22 protein-coding genes are annotated in these 19,933 nt (G+C 70.5%); 12 read left to right on the top strand and 10 right to left on the bottom strand.

Translation table 11 applies throughout. The features are described from left to right. Window positions 1–5 precede the first annotated feature (5 nt). The 3 genes from BBA86_RS12945 to BBA86_RS12955 form a co-directional block, all read right to left on the bottom strand. Window positions 6–347: an ArsR/SmtB family transcription factor gene (locus tag BBA86_RS12945; protein ID WP_065571928.1), complete on the bottom strand. Its 342-nt coding sequence runs from the start codon at window positions 345–347 to the stop codon at window positions 6–8. A 62-nt stretch (window positions 348–409) separates the two neighbouring features. Further along, a complete protein-coding gene (locus tag BBA86_RS12950; protein ID WP_065571929.1) occupies window positions 410–697 on the bottom strand; it encodes a metal-sensitive transcriptional regulator in 288 nt (95 codons plus the stop codon). Between the two features lie 81 nt (window positions 698–778). After that, window positions 779–1,051 (bottom strand): helix-turn-helix transcriptional regulator, encoded by a 273-nt coding sequence (locus BBA86_RS12955; protein ID WP_065571930.1) that lies wholly within the window; start codon window positions 1,049–1,051, stop codon window positions 779–781. A 91-nt stretch (window positions 1,052–1,142) separates the two neighbouring features. Between BBA86_RS12955 and BBA86_RS12960 the strand changes: the two genes are divergently transcribed. From BBA86_RS12960 to BBA86_RS12980, 5 genes are all read left to right on the top strand, one after another. Next, entirely contained in the window at window positions 1,143–2,612 is a 1,470-nt protein-coding gene (locus BBA86_RS12960; RefSeq protein WP_065571931.1) for a proton-conducting transporter membrane subunit, read from the top strand. Then, window positions 2,609–5,164: a DUF2309 domain-containing protein gene (locus tag BBA86_RS12965; RefSeq protein ID WP_065571932.1), complete on the top strand. Its 2,556-nt coding sequence runs from the start codon at window positions 2,609–2,611 to the stop codon at window positions 5,162–5,164. Before BBA86_RS12960 ends, BBA86_RS12965 begins: the two co-directional genes overlap by 4 nt. After that, window positions 5,161–5,484 (top strand): P-II family nitrogen regulator, encoded by a 324-nt coding sequence (locus BBA86_RS12970; RefSeq protein ID WP_065571933.1) that lies wholly within the window; start codon window positions 5,161–5,163, stop codon window positions 5,482–5,484. Before BBA86_RS12965 ends, BBA86_RS12970 begins: the two co-directional genes overlap by 4 nt. Continuing rightward, entirely contained in the window at window positions 5,481–6,299 is an 819-nt protein-coding gene (locus tag BBA86_RS12975; RefSeq protein ID WP_065571934.1) for a DUF6671 family protein, read from the top strand. Before BBA86_RS12970 ends, BBA86_RS12975 begins: the two co-directional genes overlap by 4 nt. Window positions 6,300–6,474: 175 nt before the next feature. Next, complete coding sequence (locus BBA86_RS12980; protein ID WP_065571935.1) at window positions 6,475–7,791, top strand: HNH endonuclease signature motif containing protein; 1,317 nt, start codon at window positions 6,475–6,477, stop codon at window positions 7,789–7,791. A 24-nt stretch (window positions 7,792–7,815) separates the two neighbouring features. On the opposite strand, the gene BBA86_RS12985 is transcribed toward BBA86_RS12980, so the two are convergent. Beyond that, window positions 7,816–8,154, bottom strand: coding sequence for a TraR/DksA family transcriptional regulator (locus BBA86_RS12985; RefSeq protein WP_065571936.1), 339 nt, complete (start codon window positions 8,152–8,154; stop codon window positions 7,816–7,818). Window positions 8,155–8,251: 97 nt separating this feature from the next. Here BBA86_RS12985 and BBA86_RS12990 point away from each other — a divergent pair, with 97 nt between their 5' ends. Further along, complete coding sequence (locus BBA86_RS12990) at window positions 8,252–8,473, top strand: hypothetical protein (protein WP_065571937.1); 222 nt, start codon at window positions 8,252–8,254, stop codon at window positions 8,471–8,473. Window positions 8,474–8,479: 6 nt separating this feature from the next. On the opposite strand, the gene BBA86_RS12995 is transcribed toward BBA86_RS12990, so the two are convergent. Both BBA86_RS12995 and BBA86_RS13000 read right to left on the bottom strand, forming a co-directional pair. Next, window positions 8,480–8,995, bottom strand: coding sequence for a septum formation family protein (locus tag BBA86_RS12995; protein ID WP_189318469.1), 516 nt, complete (start codon window positions 8,993–8,995; stop codon window positions 8,480–8,482). 53 nt (window positions 8,996–9,048) lie between these two features. Then, window positions 9,049–9,633 carry a septum formation family protein gene (locus BBA86_RS13000; RefSeq protein ID WP_189318470.1) on the bottom strand — a complete coding sequence of 195 codons (585 nt, stop codon included), beginning with the start codon at window positions 9,631–9,633 and terminating at the stop codon, window positions 9,049–9,051. 137 nt (window positions 9,634–9,770) lie between these two features. Here BBA86_RS13000 and purL point away from each other — a divergent pair, with 137 nt between their 5' ends. The 3 genes from purL to BBA86_RS13010 are packed head-to-tail and all read left to right on the top strand — an operon-like array spanning window position 9,771 to window position 12,963. Further along, window positions 9,771–12,092 carry a phosphoribosylformylglycinamidine synthase subunit PurL gene (gene purL / locus BBA86_RS13005; RefSeq protein ID WP_223247100.1) on the top strand — a complete coding sequence of 774 codons (2,322 nt, stop codon included), beginning with the start codon at window positions 9,771–9,773 and terminating at the stop codon, window positions 12,090–12,092. Next, on the top strand, window positions 12,089–12,223 hold the full coding sequence (locus BBA86_RS14745; RefSeq protein WP_262981987.1) for a hypothetical protein: 135 nt from the start codon (window positions 12,089–12,091) through the stop codon (window positions 12,221–12,223). Before purL ends, BBA86_RS14745 begins: the two co-directional genes overlap by 4 nt. Window positions 12,224–12,231: 8 nt before the next feature. Then, window positions 12,232–12,963, top strand: a complete 732-nt coding sequence (locus tag BBA86_RS13010) for a YqjF family protein (protein ID WP_065571940.1) — start codon at window positions 12,232–12,234, stop codon at window positions 12,961–12,963. A gap of 6 nt (window positions 12,964–12,969) precedes the next feature. On the opposite strand, the gene BBA86_RS13015 is transcribed toward BBA86_RS13010, so the two are convergent. After that, window positions 12,970–13,368 (bottom strand): DUF4259 domain-containing protein, encoded by a 399-nt coding sequence (locus BBA86_RS13015; protein ID WP_223247101.1) that lies wholly within the window; start codon window positions 13,366–13,368, stop codon window positions 12,970–12,972. Between the two features lie 83 nt (window positions 13,369–13,451). Here BBA86_RS13015 and BBA86_RS13020 point away from each other — a divergent pair, with 83 nt between their 5' ends. Further along, on the top strand, window positions 13,452–14,315 hold the full coding sequence (locus BBA86_RS13020; RefSeq protein ID WP_065571941.1) for a hypothetical protein: 864 nt from the start codon (window positions 13,452–13,454) through the stop codon (window positions 14,313–14,315). 10 nt (window positions 14,316–14,325) lie between these two features. Further along, the gene (locus BBA86_RS13025) at window positions 14,326–15,078 is read left to right on the top strand and encodes a hypothetical protein (protein WP_065571942.1); all 753 of its coding nucleotides are present in this window, start codon (window positions 14,326–14,328) and stop codon (window positions 15,076–15,078) included. Between the two features lie 13 nt (window positions 15,079–15,091). Here BBA86_RS13025 and BBA86_RS13030 read toward each other — a convergent pair whose 3' ends face one another. The 3 genes from BBA86_RS13030 to BBA86_RS13040 are packed head-to-tail and all read right to left on the bottom strand — an operon-like array spanning window position 15,092 to window position 18,277. Next, window positions 15,092–16,006: a glycine betaine ABC transporter substrate-binding protein gene (locus BBA86_RS13030; RefSeq protein ID WP_065571943.1), complete on the bottom strand. Its 915-nt coding sequence runs from the start codon at window positions 16,004–16,006 to the stop codon at window positions 15,092–15,094. A 52-nt stretch (window positions 16,007–16,058) separates the two neighbouring features. Beyond that, window positions 16,059–16,979, bottom strand: a complete 921-nt coding sequence (locus tag BBA86_RS13035) for an ABC transporter permease (RefSeq protein WP_065571944.1) — start codon at window positions 16,977–16,979, stop codon at window positions 16,059–16,061. Next, the gene (locus tag BBA86_RS13040) at window positions 16,979–18,277 is read right to left on the bottom strand and encodes a glycine betaine/L-proline ABC transporter ATP-binding protein (protein ID WP_065571945.1); all 1,299 of its coding nucleotides are present in this window, start codon (window positions 18,275–18,277) and stop codon (window positions 16,979–16,981) included. Before BBA86_RS13040 ends, BBA86_RS13035 begins: the two co-directional genes overlap by 1 nt. A gap of 380 nt (window positions 18,278–18,657) precedes the next feature. On the opposite strand from BBA86_RS13040, the gene BBA86_RS13045 reads away from it, so the two are divergent. Then, window positions 18,658–19,824 carry a MalY/PatB family protein gene (locus BBA86_RS13045; RefSeq protein WP_065571946.1) on the top strand — a complete coding sequence of 389 codons (1,167 nt, stop codon included), beginning with the start codon at window positions 18,658–18,660 and terminating at the stop codon, window positions 19,822–19,824. Window positions 19,825–19,933 lie beyond the last annotated feature (109 nt).

A 19,933-nucleotide genomic window follows, 5' to 3' on the forward strand; every position in this document is an offset into this window, starting at 1 on the left:
ATGGGTCAGTTCTCGGGCTCGGCCAGAAGGGCGTCGAGCCGGTCGATGCGGGACCGCCAGAGCTCCTCGTACTGTCCGAGGAGTGCGCGGGCACGGGCGATCACGTCGGGGTCCGCCCGGACGAGGCGCTCGCGCCCCTCGGCGCGCTTGACGACCAGCTCTGCCGCCTCGAGCACGGCGACGTGCTTCTGGACGGCTGCGAACGACATGTCGTACTCCGCGGCGAGCGCGGAGACGGATTGTTCGCGCTCGAGGGTGCGACGCAGGATGTCGCGCCGCGTCGCCGTCGCCAGGGCATGGAAGACGCGGTCGATCTGATCATCGCTGAACTCCGTTTGTGCAACCATTTGGTTGTACGTTAGAGCAAGGGATGCCGGGCGTCAAGAGGTCTCCTGTCGACCTCGACCGGTCAGGCGAGCGAGAGGAAGAGCTTCTCGAGCTCCTCGGGCGCGATGTCCCCCTCCGGGTCGGTGAGACACTCACGCAGTGCCGTCGAGACGAGGAGGAACCCGGCTCGATCGAGCGCCTTCGACACCGCAGCGAGCTGCGGGACGACGTCACGACACGAAGCATCCTCCTCGACCGCGGCGATGACGGCGGAGAGCTGGCCCTGCGCACGCTTGAGACGATTGACGACTTTGCGCTTGGCCTCAGGATCGTGTGAGGTCGAGTCTTCGACCCGAGTCGCCTCATCCATGCCGCCATCCTCTCGTCGGAATGACATCGATCATACCCCCAGGGGTATGAAGCACGTGGCTCCCGCAGGCGCCGGCGGGGGTCAGCCCCGCAGCGCGCGGAGCAGCTCGCCGACGGCGTGGTCGCTCTCGATGGGATGCCGCATCGGAAGGTCCTCGACGCATTCGTAGCGGTTGCGTCGACCTTCCTTCTCGCGGCGCAGGTACCCGTCGTCGACGAGGTCGCTCAGGATGCCGTGGGCCGTGCGTTCGGTGATGCCCACCGCGTCGGCGATCTCTCGCACGCGAGCCCCCGGGTCGCGGGCGACGTAGATCAGCACATGGGCGTGATTCGTGAGGAACGTCCAGTGGCCCATGGGGTCAGCATAGCCGTGCGGCAGTCGGGTTACCGGTTTTGAGTAACATGCGTTTTGACACCGGTAATTCATTGCAGGTAATGTCCTTCGCATGTCGATGCTCGTCCTCCTCTCGACCGCTGCGCTGCTCGCCGCGGTCGCCGCCGCTGCCCTCCCGGATGCCGCGCGTCGGCGCACCCCGGCCTCCCTCGCGATCTGGCCCCTCGCCCTCGCGACCTTCCTCGCCGCGGTCGGCGCCATGACCGCCGCGGTCGGCGGTGGCGACCTCGCCGGTCCGCTCGTGGCGTTCCTCGTCGTCGCGCTCACCGTCGTCGTGCAGCTCTACGCCGAGCGCAACCTGCGCGGCGACCCCCGCTCACGGCTGTTCTTCGGGTTCTCCTCCCTCGCGGCTCTCGGATCGGTCGCGAGCGTCACGGCGGGCGACCTCCGCCTCCTCGCCGCAGGATGGACCCTCGCCACCATCAGCACCGTCGTCCTCATCCGCGCGGGCGGAGACGGACCGCAGACGCGCGTCGCGACCCGGCGCAGCGCTGCCTTGCTGCTCCTCGGGGATGCGGCCCTCTGGGCAGCGGTGATCACGGTGATCACGACGACCGGATCGGCGTCCCTCTCCGCGCCGGCGACGCTCTCCCCCGTCCCGGCCACGGCCGTCAGCGTGCTCGTCGCGATCGCCGCCATCGCTCGCGCAGGATCGTTCCCGCTGCACGGCTGGCTGCCGACGACCGCGGCGACGACCACGCCCGTCTCCGCTCTGCTGCACGCCGGCTTCGTCAACGCCGGCGCGATCCTCCTGCTGCGCTTCGCACCCGTCCCCGCCGAAGCGGGGCCCTGGGTCGTCGGCGTCGCCGGGGGCGCGACGATGCTCCTCGCGAGCCTCGCGATGCTCACCCGGCCCGACGTCAAAGGACGCCTCGTCCAGTCGACCGCCGCGCAGATGGGGTTCATGCTCGTCGCCTGCTCGCTCGGCGCCTTCGGACTCGCCCTCGTGCACGTCTTCGGCCACGCGCTGTACAAGGCGAGCCTCTTCCTCGGCGCCGGATCGGCCGTCGAGCGCGCGCTGGCGGCACGCACCACCGACGCGGCGCACCCCTCCCGGCGCGGGGGGATCCTCGGCGCGGGAGTCGTCGTCGCGGTGGGGATCGCCGCGGTCGCGGCCGGCGGCATCCTGTCCCACGCGGCGGCCATCCTGCTGCTGTTCCCGCTCGCCACCGCCGCGGTCGCTGGGGCGCGCATCGGTGGAAGCGGCGCCACCACGGCAGCACGGACCGGCCTCGTGGCCGCCGTGGCCGCCGCCGTCGCGGGGTACGCGCTGGTCGTCTTCCCCGCAGCAGAGGCGCTCGTGCCGACAGCGGCCGCCGCGACGCTCCCGCCCGTCGTCGCCGTGGTCCTCTTCCTCGCCGGAGCCGGGCTCGCCGTCGTCGCGCGCACCTCCGGCCGCTTCGCCGACCGGATGTTCGCCGTCGGCTTCGCGTGGGGCAGGCCCGCGCTTCCTACGCCCTCCGTCCGCCCCTCCACCCCGGCCGTTCTGACCGGACCCCTCGAATACGGGAGCACTCGATGACCACCGTCGCCACACCTGCCCGGTACGCCACCGTCCGCGGATGGGTCGCCGCCTCCGCCCGCTCCATCGCGCCGCACTTCCCGATCGAGACCTTCATCGCCCGCAACCCCGTCGCGGGGTACGAGACCCTCGACCACGAAGAGGCGATGCGGCGGATAGCCCACGATCACGGCGTGCTCCTCACCCCGTCCGAGGAACGCTTCCGCGCGCTCCACACCGACGGGCGCATTCCGCTCGCCGACCTCGTCGCGGCGCTGCACCAGCTGGTCCCCGAGGCACGGTCGCCGCATCCGATCGTCGCCGACGAGTTCGTCACGACCGCGACCGAGGTGCTGCTGCAGGACCTCCTCGTCTCGCCTCCCCGCGCGGCGACCTCCACCGCGCTCCCGACGCCCGCGAGCGGGCTGTCGCCACGGGTGCACGCCCGCGTCGACGACCTCACGAGCCGCTGGCTCACCGCGCTGTTCGGCGACGCCGCCTGGTCGACTCCGACGCGGGGAGAGGGGATGTGGGATGCCTGGCGTCGCCTCGCGGCGCTCGACCCCACCCTCCCGCGGCGGGTGCGCGCCGGCATCCGGTCGACCCCGGCGGAGCCGGCGGCGGCGATCGACGTCGCGCTCGAGCACTGGGGACTCGAGGGGGACGGCGCGGAGGAGTTCATCCGCGCGCACATCCTCGCTCAGCCCGGGTGGTCGGCGCTCGTGCGCCACACGGCGGCGGAATCCCGGAGCGTCGACCTGGTCTCGCTCGTCGCCATCCGCGCGACACTCGAGCGGCTTCTGCTGCCCGCCGGGGCGACGCTTCCCGTCCGCGCACCCTCCACGGGCCGGGATGAGGAGGCGCGGCTCTTGGCCGTGGCGACCGCGCTCCGCGCCGACCTGACCGTGCCGGACGTGCGGGCAGCGCTCGGGCGCATCCTGTCGCTCACCGACGCCTACACCCGGCTGAGCATCTGGCAGGAGGCGTACGAGCGGCGAACGGCTCGTGCTCTCGCGCCGGCGAGCGCGCCCGTCCTGCGCACGCTCGAAGAGACCCCTCGTCCTCTCGCGCAGGCGATCTTCTGCATCGATACGCGCTCCGAGAGCTTCCGGCGCCACCTCGAAGCGGCCGGCCCGGTCGAGACGCTCGGCTTCGCCGGGTTCTTCGCCGTGCCGATCTCGTTCCGACCCGCCGACGGTGCGCCCGGCGTGGCGTCGTGCCCGGTCCTCCTCACGCCTCGCGTCGCGGTGAGTGAGTCGTCGGTGGAGCGGGACGCCCTGGGCCGCTGGCGTCGGCATCGGACGGCGATCGCCGAGCGCGGTCGCGCCGCGCACGCCCTCGGCGAGTCGACCCTCGCGCCCTACGCCTTCGCGGAGACGGCCGGATGGTTCTTCGGCGCCGCCTCGGTGACGCGCACCCTCGCTCCACGGTTGTGGTCGTCGGTGCGGACCGGGATGCGGCGTGCCAAGCCGACCACGCGCGTCGACGCGGACGTCGTGTTCAGCCTCGACGAGCGCGTGCTGTACGCCGAGACGGCGCTTCGCATGATGGGTCTCGTCGACGGCTTCGCTCCGATCGTGCTCGTGTGCGGACACGGGGCATCCGTCACCAACAACCCCTTCGCGAGCGGTCTGCAGTGCGGAGCGTGCGGCGGACACGAGGGCGAACCGAACGCACGCGCGGCGGCGACGATCTTCAACGACCCGGCGACGCGCGACGCCCTCGCCGAGCGGGGCATCACGATCCCCGACGACACGCTCTTCGTCGCGGCGCAGATGGACACCGTGACCGACGAGGTGACGCTGCTCGAACCCTGGGCCCTCCCGGCCAGTCACGAGATGCGTGTGCTCGAGCTGACCCGGCACCTCGAGACGGCGCGGCAGGCGAACGCCGCCGACCGGCTCGCCGGGCTGCCCGGTGCCGACCGCGACGGCGACGCCGTGCGGGAGACGCTCCGCCGCTCGAGCGACTGGGCGGAGGCGTTCCCCGAGTGGGGTCTCATGGGCAACGCGGCCTTCATCGTCGGGCCGCGCGCGATCACCGCCGGCGTCGATCTCGGACGGCGCGCCTTCCTGCACAGCTACGAGGCGGCTGCCGACCCCGACGGGACCGGGCTGGAGACGATCCTGACCGCGCCGCTCGTCGTCGCCCAGTGGATCAACGCGCAGTACGCCGCCTCGACCGTCGCGCCCGACCGGTTCGGCGCCGGACCGAAGCCGCTCCACAACGTCGTCGGCACCACCGGCGTGCTCTCGGGCTTCGGAGGCGACCTGCGGATCGGGCTGCCGTGGCAGTCGGTCGGCGTCGGCCGCCACGCCCACCACGAACCGGTGCGCCTGCAGGTGTTCGTCCAGGCTCCGCTCGCGCGCATCAACGAGATCGTCGACGAATCGGAGGTCGTGCGGAACCTCGTCGTGAACCGCTGGATCACCCTCCGCGCCCGTGAGCACGACACCGCCCGCTGGATGCGCTTCGGGCGCTACGGCTGGGAGACCGACGATCTCGACACGACCCCCGTCACCGGCATGCCCGTCGGCGACCACGAGACCACCACGAAGGAGAACCGCTCATGAGCACGTCCGACCTGACCCCGATGACCAAGATCGAGGTGGTCGTCGCCAGCGACGACGTCGCCGAGGTGTCCGCCCTCATGCAGTCCCTCGGGGCCCGCGGTTACACCGCGATCACCGGCGTCGCGGGCGTCGGGCACCACGGCCACCGCGGCGGCCGGCTGCTGTTCAACGACCACGACACGCTGACCCTCCTCGTCTCGGTCGTGGCGCCGGACAAGGCCGATGGGATCATCTCCGGCATCCGTCCCGTCCTCGATCGGGCGTCCGGTGTGATGTTCGTATCGCCGACGGCGGTGAGCCGCCCCGACTACTTCGCATGAGCGGAGCTTCCCCGTATGCGGGGATGACGGTCGCCGTGGGCACGATGCACGGGAAGGACGCCGCGTTCGCTCCCGCCTTCGCACGGTGGCTGGATGCCGGGGTCCGGCCGTCCGCCGACCTCGACACCGACGCCCTCGGCACGTTCACCCGCGACGTGCCGAGGGCGATCAGCCCGGAGGATGCGGCGATCACCAAAGCCCGCGCCGCATCCTCCGAGCTCGGCACGCCCCTGGGCCTCGCGACGGAGGCGTCGTACGCGCCGGCGTTCGGCGGGTTCGGCCCGGTGGTGCACGAGGAGCTCGCCGTGTTCGTCGACGTGAACCGCGGCATCCATGTCACTCATGGCGTGCGAACCTTCGCGGACGTCGCGCCGGCGCGGACCGTGACCGACGAGGGGGAGGCGGGGCAGTACCTGGAGCGCATCGGCTTTCCGCACCAGGCTGTCGTCGCGCGGAGCGAAGGGGCACTGCGGAAGGGGATTCAGGATGCGGCCGTCGTACGAGACCTGGTGCGCCGCGGTCCCGTCGTCCTCGAACCCGATCTACGGGCCCACCTGAATCCGGAACGACGCCGGACTCTCCGCCGCCTGTCGTGGATGCTGGCGGCACGGCTGCGGACGCCGTGTTCTGTATGCGGATGCCCCGGCTTCGGACTCGTGGATGCGGAAAGAGGCGTGCCGTGCGCCGCGTGCGGGGAACCGACCGCGCAGGTGTGCGCGGAGGTCCACGGGTGCGCAGCGTGCGGCGAGCGCGAGGTGCATGCTCGGGCGGTCTCGGTCGCGGACCCCGCGACGTGCAGGTGGTGCAATCCCTGAGGCGCCGTGCGGTCGACGTGACGGTCCTGCTGACGGACGGCACCGAGGGTGACCGGACTGGCAGCCCTGTGCGATTGAGCCGGGCGAGAGCATTCTCATTTCCAGGCTGTTCATCACGTGTGGTTCGGGTGGATTTCGGGATCCGGATGTCGGAGGTGGGTGAGAGAGTGCAGGTATGACGGACGCAGCGGAAACCCCCGATGGTGAGGCGTATCTCACCGCCATCACGGGGATCGTTGCAGACGTCGAACGTGTCGGCCGGCAGGTCGCCGCGGGGCAGATCGCGGAGCTTCGCGTGCTCGCCGCCGCGGGACGGTTGGCCGAGGAGCAGGGTGGGCACCCGCACGTGAAAGTGCGGCTGAGCGACATGGTGCTCCGGTCGATCGCCGCCGAAGTCGGCGGCGTGATGCGCGTCGCGGACCGCACCGTGCAACGACGGATCGGTGAAGCCCGGCTGATCATCGAAGGGTTCCCCGCCGCGGTCGCCGCGTGGGAGGCGGGGCGGATCGTGCGAGGTCATGTGCTCGCGATCGTGGATGCCGGTGCGAACCTGCCCGCAGAGCTGTGGCCCGAGTTCGAGAAGGTCGCGATCGAACGGTGCGACCGCGATACCCCGAACCGGGTGCGAGGTGAGTTGGAGATCCTCGCGCACCGGATGCACCCCCGGAGTTTTGCGGAGCGGCATGAGGGAGCCGCGGCGGGAAGGTGTGTGCGGTTGGTGCCGGGGCGGGACGGAATGAGCGACCTGATCGCGACCCTCCCGACCGTGATCTCCGAGGGGATCCACGACCGGCTCACCCAGCAAGCGCGGGCGATCGTCGACACGCGAGCGGAGCGTGCCGGAAACTCAGACGTCGTTGCGACCGACGCGCGCACCACCGATCAGGTCCGCGCGGACGTCTTCGCCGATCTCCTCCTCGCCGGCACACCCGCACTCGACGACACCCGTGACACGACCGCCGGACCGCTCGGAGCGATCCGCGCGCGCGTGCAGGTGCTCATGCCTGCCGCGGCCTTGACGGGTTCGGACGACGGACCCTGCGACCTCGCTGGCCGGTCCCCGATCGACCCCGCGACCGCCCGCACACTCGCAGGTGACACCGGGATGTGGGAGCGGCTGTTCCACGACCCGACCACGGGGGTGACGGTGTCGACCGACTCGTACCGGGTCCCGTCCGGGATGCGCCGGTTCCTGCAAACCCGAGACCAGCACTGCCGGTTCCCCGGATGCCGCGTCGCCGCCATCCGGTGCGAAGTCGACCACACCCACGACCACGCCCACGGCGGCAGGACCGAACTCACCAACCTCGCCCACCTGTGCCAACGGCACCACTCGATGAAGCAGTTCACCGCCTGGAAAGTCCGACAACTCACGGGTGGAGTCCTCGAATGGACCTCACCCCTCGGCAGGACCTACAGAGAAGACGCACCCACCCCGGCCGTCGCCTTCACCCCTGCCGAAACGCACCCCGGAGACCCCGCACCCTTCTGAGAGAGGCCCGGCTCGCGGGCGCGGTCAGACGAGCGACGCGCACGCGACGCACATCGTCGCCTGCGGCCTGACCTCCAGTCGCGCCTCAGGGATCGCACGACCGCACCGCTCGCAGACGCCATAGGTCCCGGCATCCACCCGCGACAGCGCCGTCGCGACCTGCGCGAGCTCATCGCGCGTCGACGCGCGCAACGCGTCCACCCGCTGCCACTCCCCCGACAGCGTCGACCCCTCGGGATCGTGCTCGTCATCCGCCGTCGCGTCGGCGCGGTCGACTCGCAGCGCGGCGTCGTCGGCCTCGAGGCGGGCCAACTGGTCCGTCAGCTCCCGTTCCCGCGCACGCAGACGATCGATCGAATCCATCCGGTCAGCGTAGGCCTACCCACCGACTCGCCGACCGTCAAGACCGTCGCGGCCGCGGCATCCCCCATTCAGAGTAAGCACAACGGAAGGAGCCCCCATGGCTGAGAACGACGGCACCGAGACCGACAGCACGGAGCACGACAGCACCGAGCACGACGACCCCGAAGAGATGCCCGACACCGAGGAACTCGAGGAGCCCAGCGTCGCCAAGGAGCCCGGCGAAGAGCCGAAGGCGCCGCCTCAGCAGGACGGGGAGCCCAGCCACCACGCGGTCGGGATCGGCGTCATCGACTCCGATCCCGACGACGCCGAGGAGTGAGTCGGACTACTCGCCGACGCCCTTCAGCGATCCGGTGAGCGTCTCGCCCTCGGGCGCCGTCAGGACGCAGGACACGAGGCGGTCGTCCCGGTACTCCCACGTCTCGCGCGACGGCGAGTAGTACGAGAAGTCGTACTTCGAGTCTTCGTAGCTGACCCCGATGTACTCGTCGAAAGCCGGGAGACACTCGTCGGCGGCCGCCTCATCGATGGCGTCCACCGTCGGGTACTCGCCCTCGGGGAGCGTGAAGTCGTGGTACGCCTCGAATGCGTGCTTCTCGTCGCAGGGGACCGCCCGAACGGTGCTGGTCTGCTCCTCGCCGGTGGCCGCTGCGAGCGCGTCGTCGAAGAAGCAGTCGCCGACTGTGATGGTGAACACGTCGAGGTCGCCTCCGGACTCGATCTGCCCGTTCTCATCACGACCCGCGCCGCCGAGCAGCGTGCTGAGCGACGACGCGCATCCCGACAGCATCACCGCCGCGACCAGCAGAGCAGCGACAGCACCCGAACGACGAACAGACATGGATCCCCCCAGGATCATCACGCGACAAACGACGGTTCAGAGTATCGGAGTCGTCACGAGACGAAACCGCCCGAACCGGCGGCGCTCCCCGCGATGGTTCCCTCCTCGAGACCGATGACGCATCTCGCCATCCGATCGCCGTGCGCCCAGGAATCCGCCGTCGGCAGGTAGTACCAGTACTCGAGCGTCGAATCCTCGTACGATCCGCCGACGTAGTCGGCGAAGGCCTCGTAACAGACCTCGTTCGCCGCCACCTCCACCTCCTCCTCGCCGGGGAACTCCGCCGTCGTCGAAATGGCGTCCGGGAAGTGGGACATGCCCAGGTCGCTCTTCGCGTACAGCTCGTACCAGTGCGGCTCCTCGCACGGGATGAGGAGGATCGACCACGCCCCCTGCGGGTCGTACTCGCTCGGTTCGTCGTAGCAGTCGCCGACCCTGAGATTCACGAAGAGCATGTCGTTGTCGACGTCGTCGGTCTCGGAGGCGGCCGGCGGCGCGGGCCGCTCACCCCTCGCGTCGAGGATCGCCCCCGCGACCGCGGACGCCACCTGAGTGCACCCGGACAGGACGGGCGTCAACGCCACGGCCGCGACAGCGGCCGCGAAAACGGCACGGCGCCGCGAGTGAGCTGTCGACATGGATCCCCCAGGAGTGTGCGTCGAGCTGATGGCGTCAGAGTATCGGAGCGGAGCCCCCGAAGACACGACGGGATGCCGGTGCCCCGCCGATAGGATGGGGGCGTCCCCCGGCATCCCGAGTCTTGGAGCCCAGCCGCGTGAGCATCCCCGTCGCAGACACTGTCCAGAACGCCGTCGCCACGCCGGAGAAGGAGCAGCCGTACGGCGCGCTCGGCCTCAAGCCTGACGAGTACGACAAGATCCGCGAGATCCTCGGCCGCCGCCCCACCTCGGGCGAGCTGGCGATGTACTCCGTCATGTGGAGCGAGCACTGCTCCTACAAGTCCTCGAAGATCTACCTCCGCCGCTTCGGCGATAAGGTCTCGGACGAGATGAAGGAACGGCTCATGGTCGGCATGGGCCAGAACGCCGGCGTCGTCGACGTGGGCGAGGGCTGGGCCGTCACCTTCAAGGTCGAATCCCACAACCACCCGAGCTACATCGAGCCGTTCCAGGGCGCCGCGACCGGCGTCGGCGGCATCGTCCGCGACATCATCTCGATGGGCGCGCGCCCCGTCGCAGTCATGGACCAGCTGCGCTTCGGCGACATCGACGACCCCGACACCGCCCGCGTCGTGCACGGCGTCGTCAGCGGCATCAGCTTCTACGCGAACTGCCTCGGCCTGCCCAACATCGGCGGCGAGACCGTCTTCGACAAGGTCTACCAGGGCAACCCGCTCGTCAACGCGCTCGCAGTCGGCGTCCTCCGCCACGAGGACATCAAGCTCGCCAACGCGACCGGCGCCGGCAACAAGGTCGTGCTGTTCGGCGCCCGCACCGGCGGCGACGGCATCGGCGGCGCATCGATCCTCGCCTCCGACACCTTCGCCGACGGCGGTCCCACCAAGCGTCCCGCCGTGCAGGTCGGCGACCCGTTCGCCGAGAAGGTGCTCATCGAGTGCTGCCTCGAGCTCTACAAGGGCGAGCTCGTCGAGGCGATCCAGGACCTCGGCGCCGCCGGCATCTCGTGCGCGACGAGCGAACTGGCCGCCAACGGCGGCTCGGGCATGAAGGTCGATCTCGAGAAGGTGCTGTTGCGCGACCCGTCGCTCACGCCCGAGGAGATCCTCATGAGCGAGAGCCAGGAGCGCATGATGGCGATCGTCGCTCCCGAGAAGCTCGACGCGTTCCTCGCGGTCGTCGAGAAGTGGGATGTCGAGACGAGCGTCCTCGGCGAGGTCACCGGCGACGGCCGCCTGCAGATCTTCTGGCACGGCGAGCAGATCGTCGACGTCGACCCCTCGACCGTCGCGGTCGACGGCCCCGTCTACGAACGCCCCGTCGCCTACCCGACCTGGATCGACGCGCTCCGCGAGGACTCCGCCGCGGCCCTCGAGCGGAGCGATGACCCCGAGGTGCTGCGCGAGCAGTTCCTGAAGCTGCTCGGCAGCCCGAACCTCGCCGACACGTCGTGGGTCACCAACCAGTACGACTACTACGTCATGGGCAACACGGCCCTCAGCTTCCCCGACGACGCGGGCATGATCCGCGTCGACGAGGAGTCGGGTCTCGGCTTCGCCATCGCCACCGACTGCAACGGCCGCTACTGCCAGCTCGACCCGTACGCGGGTGCGCAGCTCGCCCTCGCCGAGGCCTACCGCAACGTGGCCGTCACGGGTGCCGAGCCCACCGCCGTCACCGACTGCCTCAACTTCGGCAGCCCCGAGAACCCCGAGGTCATGTGGCAGTTCGGGCAGACCGTCGACGGTCTCGCAGACGCGTGCTTCGAGCTCGGCGTACCCGTCACCGGCGGCAACGTCAGCTTCTACAACCAGACCGGCGACCAGCCCATCTTCCCGACGCCCGTCGTGGGCGTCCTCGGCATCATGGACGACGTCTCGCGACGCATCCCCAGCGGCTGGCAGGATGCCGGCGAGAACATCTACCTGCTGGGCACGACGTCGATGGAGCTCGACGGTTCAGCTTGGGCCGACACGATCCACGATCACCTCGGCGGCCGCCCGCCGAAGGTCGACCTCGCCGGCGAGAAGGTGCTCGCGGGTCTGCTGCAGGCCGCGCGCGACGAGATGCTCGTCTCGAGCGCGCACGACCTCTCCTCCGGTGGCCTCGCTCAGGCTCTCGCCGAGGCGACGACCCGGTTCGGCGTCGGCGCCCGCGTGTGGCTGCGCGAGATCATGGAGCGCGATGGCGTGGATGTCGCGACCGCCCTCTTCAGCGAGTCGACCGGCCGCGTCATCGTGTCGGTGCCGCGCGAGGAGGACGTGAAGTTCCGCGGCCTCTGCGAGGGGCGCGGCTACCCCGTGCTCCGCATCGGCGTGACCGACGACGCCCCCGAGGGGGAGCAGCCCAGCCTCGAGATCCAGGACGTGTTCACCCTCCCGGTCGGCGAGCTGCGTCGCGTCGCCAAGGAGACGCTTCCCGCCGCGTTCGGCGCTGTCGTCGACGAGGTCCCCGCGTGAGCGACGACCCGGAGTACGCGGAGTTCGCCGGACGCAAACGCGCCCGCACGAAGGTCATCGCCTGGACCGTCATCATCGCGATGGTGCTCGTGGGCGGCGGCGCGACCGTCCTCACCCTGCTGTTCGGCTGACCCGGATCATGGACGCGACCGCGCCTGCCCTGCCGGGTCGCGCGGTGCTGCGGCAGCGCTGGAGCGGCGCGTGCTTCCTGCACTGGCGGGTGGACCCCGCACAGGTGGCACCGCTCCTCCCGCCCGGGACCGAGCCCGATCTCTTCGACGGGTCGGCGTGGGTCGGGCTGATCCCGTTCGTCCTCAGTGAGTTCCGGTTCCTCCCGCTGCCCCCGGTCCCGTTCGTCGGTCGGTTCGTCGAGATCAACGTCCGCACGTACGCGAAGGATGCCGCCGGCCGCCGCGGCGTCGTCTTCCAGACCCTCGAGGCCGAGCACCTCCTGCCGGTGCTCGGCGCCCGCGCCGTCTTCGGCCTGCCCTACCGCTGGGCGAAGGCCGCGATGCGGACGGACGGCGACGCTCTCGAGTACGCGTCGCGACGCCATCCGGGATTCGGCGACCGGGTGCGCACCCGCATCCGCGTCACCCCCGGGAACGAGGCCGTCGACGATGAGCTGAGCCGCTTCCTCACGGCGCGCTGGGGCTTCCACGAGCGGCACCTCGGCCGCACGATCTGGGCCGCGAACGAGCACGAGCCATGGCCGCTCGTCCGCGCGACGGTCGACCGCCTCGACGACGGCCTGCTGGCGGATGCCGGCTTCCCGGGTCTCGCGGAGCGCGCACCCGATTCCGTGCTCGCGATGCCCGCGCGGCATCCCGGCGTCGTCACCCGCTTCTCGGGTGCACGACTCGTGCGCTGACGCGCGTCAGGCGGGGAGCGCGTCGCGGACGCGAGCGAGAGTCGCCCGCCACTCGTCGAGCTCGTCCGCGTCCTCCCAGAGCTCGGCGAGCTCGGACTGCCCGCCGACCTTGTCGAGCGCGGCGCGAGCCGCCGTCACCGCGGATGCCGGCGGCGCTCCGACACGGGCGAGGAAGCCCTCGACCGACTCGGTGTCCTCCGCCTCGGACAGCGCGAGACCCGCGCCGTGCGCGACGACCGCAGCTGCGGCGACGGCGACCTCGTCGGCGCCCGTGTCCGTCTTGTCGTCACCCAGGTACTCCTGCAGCACGTCGGTGACGACGTCCCACGAATCCGCCTCATCGAGCTCCCATGCCCAATCCGCCGCGGTGTCGTTGCCGAACGGTTCTTCGCTCCATGTGCCCATGCGGCAGAGCGTAGCGAGTGCGAGCAACAGAAGAACGCTCGATCCCTGGGAGCGCGTCCACCCGTCGCGGATAGCATGGCGGCATGCAGCTCTGGATCGTGGGGATCGGAGCCGCACTCGCGGAGTTCTGGTGGGTCGCCCCCGCCGCCGCAGGTGCCGGCGCGGTCGGATTCGTCGGCGTCCGCCGCGGGCGGACGACCCGCGCCCGCCGCCTCGCCCTCACCGCCGCGCAGCGCGAACTGCAGCAGGCGCGTACCGACGCGATCGGGGCGCGCGCCGCCGCACGCGTCGCGCAGGCCGAGCTCAGCCGTATCGACGCCGAACGCGCTACCGGCCGCGCCCGCCCCGACGACGTCCGCGCCGCGCGGCGGGCGCTCGAGACCGCTCAGCGCGCCAAGGCTGCAGCGAGCGCGACGATCCGCGTCGCCCGCGCCCGTGTCAGCGCTGAGCGTGCCGCCGTCCCCGCCCGTGGCACCGATCCGAAGCACCTCCCCCTCGCCCGACTCATGGCTGCCCACGACGCGATCGCCGCCCGCTGGATGGAGTACGAGACGGATGCCGCCCGCCGCCTCGCCTTCCCTGCGCTCAGCGACGTGCGCGTCCCCGCCACGGCCGAATTCCTGCGCCTCGAGGGCATCGCCCGCGAAGTGCGCCCGGCATCCGCCACCGCTCCTCTCACCCCCGAGCAGTTCACGGCGTACCGTTCCGCCGTCGACGAAGCCGGTCGCGCGTTCGTCATCGCCGAGCAGGAGGCCTGGCGTCTCGCCGGGCACCGCCCCGACGACGTCCCGACGGACCACTCCGCCGCGGCGCGATGGACGATCGTCGCGACCGAGGCGATCGCCCGCTCGGTCGACGGCATCACGCGCGCGGCCGAAGGCGCGGCATCCGCTCTCGACGCCTACCGGTCGCGACGCGGCGGTCGTGACGACCGACCCCGCACGTAAGGTGTAGCGGGTGGACGGATTCTGGGCCTTCGCCGGCAACAACTGGTGGCTCGTGTTCCCGCTCTTCGGTCTCGCCTCGGCCGCAAGCGGCTCGTGGGCGTCCGCCTCGAAGCGTCGGCACAAGCAGCGCCTGGAGATCATGAAGGCGAAAGCCGAGCTCACCGCCGCCCGCGCCGCCGCCAAGCGCGGCATCGGCTCGGCCTCCGCAGCCGAGGTCGAGGCGCCGTCCCAGTCGCTTGCCGATCAGCTCGACGACCTGCGCGCCGTGCACGACGAGGTCACGCACCGCTGGCTGGACTACGAGCTCGACGTCGCCAAGCTCATCGCCTTCCCGTCGATGAGCGATGGCCGCGACCCGCTCACCGCCGGGTTCCTGCGCGCCAAGAAGGTCGCCGACCGCGCGCGCCCGGCCGACAGCGTCAAGCCCTCGGCCGACCAGGTGCGCGAGTACCGCAAGGCCGTCACCGACTTCGAGGTCGCCTTCGACCTCGCCGAGCGCGAGGCCCGTCGCGTACGCGATTCGGGACTGACCGACGCGGAGCGCAAACGGCTGGCGACGGCATCCCGCATGCTCGCCGTCGCGACCGACGATGCCGCGACCCCCGCCGAGCGCCACCTCGCCTACCAGCGCGTCCGCGAGGAGATCGACGGACTCATCGCCCTGTCGGACGAGGCGGTCGAGGTGCTCGAGAAGAAGGTCGCCCAGCCGCTCACCGAGCGCCCGAACGACAACGGGGACCCGGCCGAAGCCGGATCCCCGTGACGTCATCGACCGATCAGTCGGTGACGATCGTGTCGTAGGCGTCGGGGTTCTCCTTCAGCCATTCGTCGATGGCCTCGGCGTACTTGCCCTCGCCGTAGGTGTTGACGACGGTGTCCTCGAGGCTCGCGTACTGCTCGTCGTCCAGCTTGATGCCGGCGATGAGCTTCGCCGCCTCGGGGTTCTCCTCCTTGAAGCCGTCGGTCGCGAGGAAGTGCAGGGCCTCAGCCTCGCCCATCGCGCCCTTCGGGTCCTCGAGGTCCTTGAGGTTGTACTTGTCGTTGGCCCAGAACGGACGCCACGAGGTCACCACGATGTCGCGCTTCGCCGCCTCGGCGCTGTCGAGCTCGGTGAGCATCGCGGCGGTCGAGGAGGTCACGAGCTCGTAGCTGTCCTCGAGGCCGTACCCGGGGAGCATCGACTCCTGCGTCTGCTTCGTCAGACCCGCACCCGGCTCGATGCCGTAGATCTTCCCGCCGAAGCGGTCGGCGTTCGCCTTCAGGTCGTCGATCGAGTCGATGTCGACGTAGTCGGGCACCGCGATCGTGAGCTTGGCGCCCTCGTAGTACGCGCCGAGGTCGTCGATCTTGTCGCCGTACTTGTCCATGTACGACTTGTGGGTCAGCTCGGGCCACGCCGACGGGTAGATGTCGACGTCGCCCTGGGCGAGACCGGCGTAGAGAGGCCCTGCCTCGGTGAGCTCCTGCATCTTGACCGTGTAGCCGGCCTTCTCGAGCTGGTCCTCGAGCAGATAGGCGGTGCTGAGACCGTCGGTCCACGAGGGGAGGTACCCGAGCGTGATGGTGCCGAGGCTGTCCTCACCGCCTTCCTGCGTGCCGCCTGCGGCCTGGTTGCCGGTGGCGCAGCCGGCGAGCGCGAGGGATGCCGCAGCCCCGATCGCGAGGATTCCGGTCAGGTGTCGCTTGTTCATGAGTGCCTTCCGTATGTGATTGCTGGTTCCGTATCGTGCAGGTCGGGGAGAGTCAGACGGCCACCGGCTCCGGGGCCGGGGTCGCGACGCGCGCGTCCTTCGGTCCGCGGCGACGCGCGATCGCGCCGAGGAGCGAGCCGCGCTGGTTCTTCAGCGCGCCGAGAGCGCCGGTGAGGCGGTCGAGGTAGACGGCGAGGATGACGACGCTGAGGCCGGCCTCGACGCCCTTCGCGATGTCGACCGTCGACATGGCCTGGACGATCTCCTTGCCGAGACCGTCGGCGCCGGCGATGCCGGCGATGACCGCCATCGACAGCGCGAGCATGATCAGCTGGTTGATGCCGGCCATGATGCTCGGCATGGCGAGCGGGAGCTGCACGCCGCGGAGGATCTGTCCGGGGGTGGCGCCGAACGCGTGGCCGGCTTCGACCGTCTCGCTGTCCACACCGCGGATGCCGAGCTCGGTGAGACGCACGCCCGGGGGCAGCGCGAAGATCACCGTCGCGACGACACCCGGCACGACCCCGATGCTGAAGAACACGATCGCGGGGATCAGGTAGACGAACGCCGGCATGCTCTGCATGAGGTCGAGCACGGGGCGGAGGATCGCGCTGAACGTGTCGTTCCGAGCCGCGGCGATGCCGAGCGGCACCGCGATGACGACGGCGATGGTCGCCGCCACGAGGACGAGCGCGAGCGTCTGCATCGAGGTCACCCACTGGCCGACGCCCAAGATGAGGACGAAGCCGACCACGGTGCCGATGGCGAAGCGCCACGAGCGGAGCAGCCACGCGAGAGCCGCGAAGACGATGATGACGGCGACGATCGGCAGCGACAGCAGCGCGTTCGCGAGCGCGTCGACGAACCAGCCGACGACCGCGGAGATGCCCGACAGGAGCCACCCGAGGGTGTCGCGGATCCAGTCGACGCCGGCGTCCGCCCATTCACCGATGGGAATGCGGAAACCATCCATCAGCGCACCTCCTCCTTCTCGGCGGCCGGTCCGTCGACCGCGCCTCCGGCGAGTGCTTCATCGATCACGGAGCCGGGCACCGGGTCGAGGATCACCGGGATCTCGGTGGTCTCGGTCGTCGAGGGTCCGAGAGCGGTGAGCAGCGTGATGCGCGGGATGACGCCGACGAGGCGACCCTCGGCATCCGTCACCGCCAGCGGCAGCGGCGACTCGGCCGCGGGGACGAACAGGTCGATGAGGACGTCGTCCTGACCGACCGCCTGCGGAACGGGCCGAAGCACGGACGACAGCGAGCTCTCGCCGCGGCGGACCAGCTTGAGGGCGTCACGGTCGCTGACCATGCCGAGGAGCTTGCGGCTGCGGTCGGTCACGTAGACGGCGGCCATGCGGGCGTCGCGCATGGTGCGCAGCGCCCGGCGGGGACCGGCGGCATCCGTCACCGACACCGAGCCGGGACGCTCCATGACGTTCGCGGCGGTGAGGACGCGGGCACGGTCGACGTCCTGCACGAACTGCTCGACGTAGTCGTTGGCCGGGTCGGTGAGGATGTCCTCGGGCGTACCGATCTGCACGATGCGGCCGTCGCGCATGACCGCGATGCGGTCGCCGAGGAACATCGCCTCGTTGAGGTCGTGCGTGATGAAGATGATCGTCTTCTGCAGCTTCTGCTGCAGCTCGAGCAGCTGCTCCTGCATCTCGCGCCGGATGAGCGGGTCGAGTGCACTGAACGCCTCGTCCATCAGGAGGATGTCGGTGTCGGCGGCGAGCGCGCGGGCGATGCCGACTCGCTGTTGCATTCCGCCCGAGAGCGCCGACGGCAGCTTGTCGCCCCAGCCCTCGAGCCCGACGAGCCCGAGGATCTCCTCGGCCTTCGCGAGACGCTCGGCCTTGCCGACGCCCTGCAGTTCGAGCGGATAGGCGACGTTCGCGGCGACCGTGCGGTGCGGCAGCAGGGCGAAGTGCTGGAAGACCATCGCAATCCGCTCACGGCGGATGCCGCGCAGCTTCGCCGCCGGGATGCCGGTGATCGGCTCGCCGTGGACGAGGACCTCCCCACCCGATGCGTCGTGCAGGCCGTTGAGCATGCGGATGATCGTGGACTTACCCGAGCCCGACAGGCCCATGATCACGAAGATCTCGCCCCGCTCGACGCGGAAGCTCGCATCGATGACGGCGGCGGTCCCGGCATCGCGGACCTGGTCTCGGGGTTCCCCGGCCTTCAGGCGCTTGACGGCCTGGCCGGGGTTGCGTCCGAAGACTTTGAACAGATTCTTCGCTTCGACAGCGGCAGTTGTCACGTGCTTCCCTCGGCGGGCGCGCACGCGTCCGCATCGGTAGCGCCCGGGTGGCGATCACCGGCAACCGCACGAGCGAAACCTCACTCGAGTGCAGCGCTCCGGCGACGAACATCGGGTCCATCGCCCAGACCGCCGACCATACGATCGCTCGGCGCCGACTCCCCAGGAAGTCGGTTCGAACGGCCGCGGACTGGTCGTCGAGGGCACGGGGCCCACGTTCGACGGTAACGAAGTCTGTTGACGTGGATCAAATCGAGCCACCCTCTTGACGGTGTCGCTTCGCGTCGGTATTCCGCGCGCGCACCCGCAGGGGCGACCCGGAATGACTCCCGGGGGTGCAGAGTTGAAGGGCACCGACCCCGACCGAGGAGCCACCACGCATGAGCGAGTTCGCCCGACGCATCGACGCCACGACGATCGACCACCTGAGGTCGACGGGCGCGACCAAGTGGTCGGCGGATGACGGGACGCTCGGCGCGTTCGTCGCCGAGATGGACTTCGGAATCGACCCCGCGATCACGGCGGCGCTGCACCGCGCCGTCGACGCCGGGTCCTTCGGGTACATGCCGCGCGGCATCGCCGCGGATCTCTCCGAGGCGACCGCCGAGTTCGTGGCACGCCGGTACGGGTGGCAGGTGGCGGCATCCGACGTCCAGCCCGTTCCCGACGTCATCATGGGTCTCGAGCTCGCGATGGAGCACTGCTCCGCGCCGGGATCGAAGATCATCGTGCCGACGCCGTCGTACATGCCGTTCCTCTTCGTCCCGCCGATGCGCGGGCGCGAAGTGATCGAGGTGCCCCTCGCCGTCCGCGAGGGTCGGTACGAGTTCGACCTCGACGCACTCCAACGCGCCTTCGACGACGGCGGCAACCTGCTGCTGCTCTGCAACCCCTACAACCCGGTCGGCCGGGTGTTCTCGCGAGACGAGCTCATCGCGATCTCCGAGGTCGTGGAGCGCAACGGCGGACGCGTCTTCTCCGACGAGATCTGGGCACCCCTCGTCTACAGCGGCTCGACCCATGTGCCGTACGCGACGGTCTCCCCCGCCGCGGCCCAGCACACGATCACGGCGATGAGCGCCTCGAAGGCGTGGAACCTCCCCGGGCTCAAATGCGCGCAGCTGGTGCTCACGAGCGACGCCGACCGCGAGACCTGGGAGCGACTCGGCCCGTTCGCCGGGCACGGCACCAGCAACCTCGGCGCCATCGCGAACACCGTGGCCTACCGCGAGGGCGACCCGTGGCTTGCCGACCTCGTGCCCTACCTGGAACGCAACCGCGACACCCTGCTCGACCTGCTCGCCGAAGAGATTCCCGATGCGTGGATGCCGAAGCCCGAGGGGACGTACGTCGGCTGGATCGACTTCCGCGCCACCGGCATCGGCGATCGTCCCGCCGAGTTCTTCACCCGCGAGGCCGGCGTCACCCTCACCGAGGGGACGATGTGCGGAGCCGCCGGGACGGGATCCGCCCGTCTGATCTTCGCGACGCCGAGGCCGATCCTCGAACAGATCGTGCGCCGCCTCGGCGCGTCCCTCCGGGCCTGACCGCCCGCCGATCGAATCCCGCGGCGCCCCTGGGGCGTCGCGGGATTCGTCGTTTTCGGCGTTGACACCTCGCAGGTTCAATGGTTACCTACTTATGTAACTAACCCAC

It is taken from the genome of Microbacterium oleivorans, assembly GCF_001691565.1.
GTDB classification, from domain to species: domain Bacteria; phylum Actinomycetota; class Actinomycetes; order Actinomycetales; family Microbacteriaceae; genus Microbacterium; species Microbacterium oleivorans_B.

Bases quoted from the DNA above. Each gene is read 5' to 3' on its own strand.
- BBA86_RS13015 (WP_223247101.1), bottom strand. From the start codon at position 13,368: ATGGGCACATGGAGCGAAGAACCGTTCGGCAACGACACCGCGGCGGAT.
- BBA86_RS12960 (WP_065571931.1), top strand. From the start codon at position 1,143: ATGTCGATGCTCGTCCTCCTCTCGACCGCTGCGCTGCTCGCCGCGGTC.
- BBA86_RS12965 (WP_065571932.1), top strand. From the start codon at position 2,609: ATGACCACCGTCGCCACACCTGCCCGGTACGCCACCGTCCGCGGATGG.
- BBA86_RS12970 (WP_065571933.1), top strand. From the start codon at position 5,161: ATGAGCACGTCCGACCTGACCCCGATGACCAAGATCGAGGTGGTCGTC.
- BBA86_RS12950 (WP_065571929.1), bottom strand. From the start codon at position 697: ATGGATGAGGCGACTCGGGTCGAAGACTCGACCTCACACGATCCTGAG.
- BBA86_RS12980 (WP_065571935.1), top strand. From the start codon at position 6,475: ATGACGGACGCAGCGGAAACCCCCGATGGTGAGGCGTATCTCACCGCC.
- BBA86_RS12975 (WP_065571934.1), top strand. From the start codon at position 5,481: ATGAGCGGAGCTTCCCCGTATGCGGGGATGACGGTCGCCGTGGGCACG.
- BBA86_RS13010 (WP_065571940.1), top strand. From the start codon at position 12,232: ATGGACGCGACCGCGCCTGCCCTGCCGGGTCGCGCGGTGCTGCGGCAG.
- BBA86_RS13035 (WP_065571944.1), bottom strand. From the start codon at position 16,979: ATGGATGGTTTCCGCATTCCCATCGGTGAATGGGCGGACGCCGGCGTC.
- BBA86_RS12985 (WP_065571936.1), bottom strand. From the start codon at position 8,154: ATGGATTCGATCGATCGTCTGCGTGCGCGGGAACGGGAGCTGACGGAC.
- BBA86_RS13020 (WP_065571941.1), top strand. From the start codon at position 13,452: ATGCAGCTCTGGATCGTGGGGATCGGAGCCGCACTCGCGGAGTTCTGG.
- BBA86_RS12990 (WP_065571937.1), top strand. From the start codon at position 8,252: ATGGCTGAGAACGACGGCACCGAGACCGACAGCACGGAGCACGACAGC.
- BBA86_RS13000 (WP_189318470.1), bottom strand. From the start codon at position 9,633: ATGTCGACAGCTCACTCGCGGCGCCGTGCCGTTTTCGCGGCCGCTGTC.
- BBA86_RS13045 (WP_065571946.1), top strand. From the start codon at position 18,658: ATGAGCGAGTTCGCCCGACGCATCGACGCCACGACGATCGACCACCTG.
- BBA86_RS12995 (WP_189318469.1), bottom strand. From the start codon at position 8,995: ATGTCTGTTCGTCGTTCGGGTGCTGTCGCTGCTCTGCTGGTCGCGGCG.
- BBA86_RS12955 (WP_065571930.1), bottom strand. From the start codon at position 1,051: ATGGGCCACTGGACGTTCCTCACGAATCACGCCCATGTGCTGATCTAC.
- BBA86_RS13030 (WP_065571943.1), bottom strand. From the start codon at position 16,006: ATGAACAAGCGACACCTGACCGGAATCCTCGCGATCGGGGCTGCGGCA.
- BBA86_RS12945 (WP_065571928.1), bottom strand. From the start codon at position 347: ATGGTTGCACAAACGGAGTTCAGCGATGATCAGATCGACCGCGTCTTC.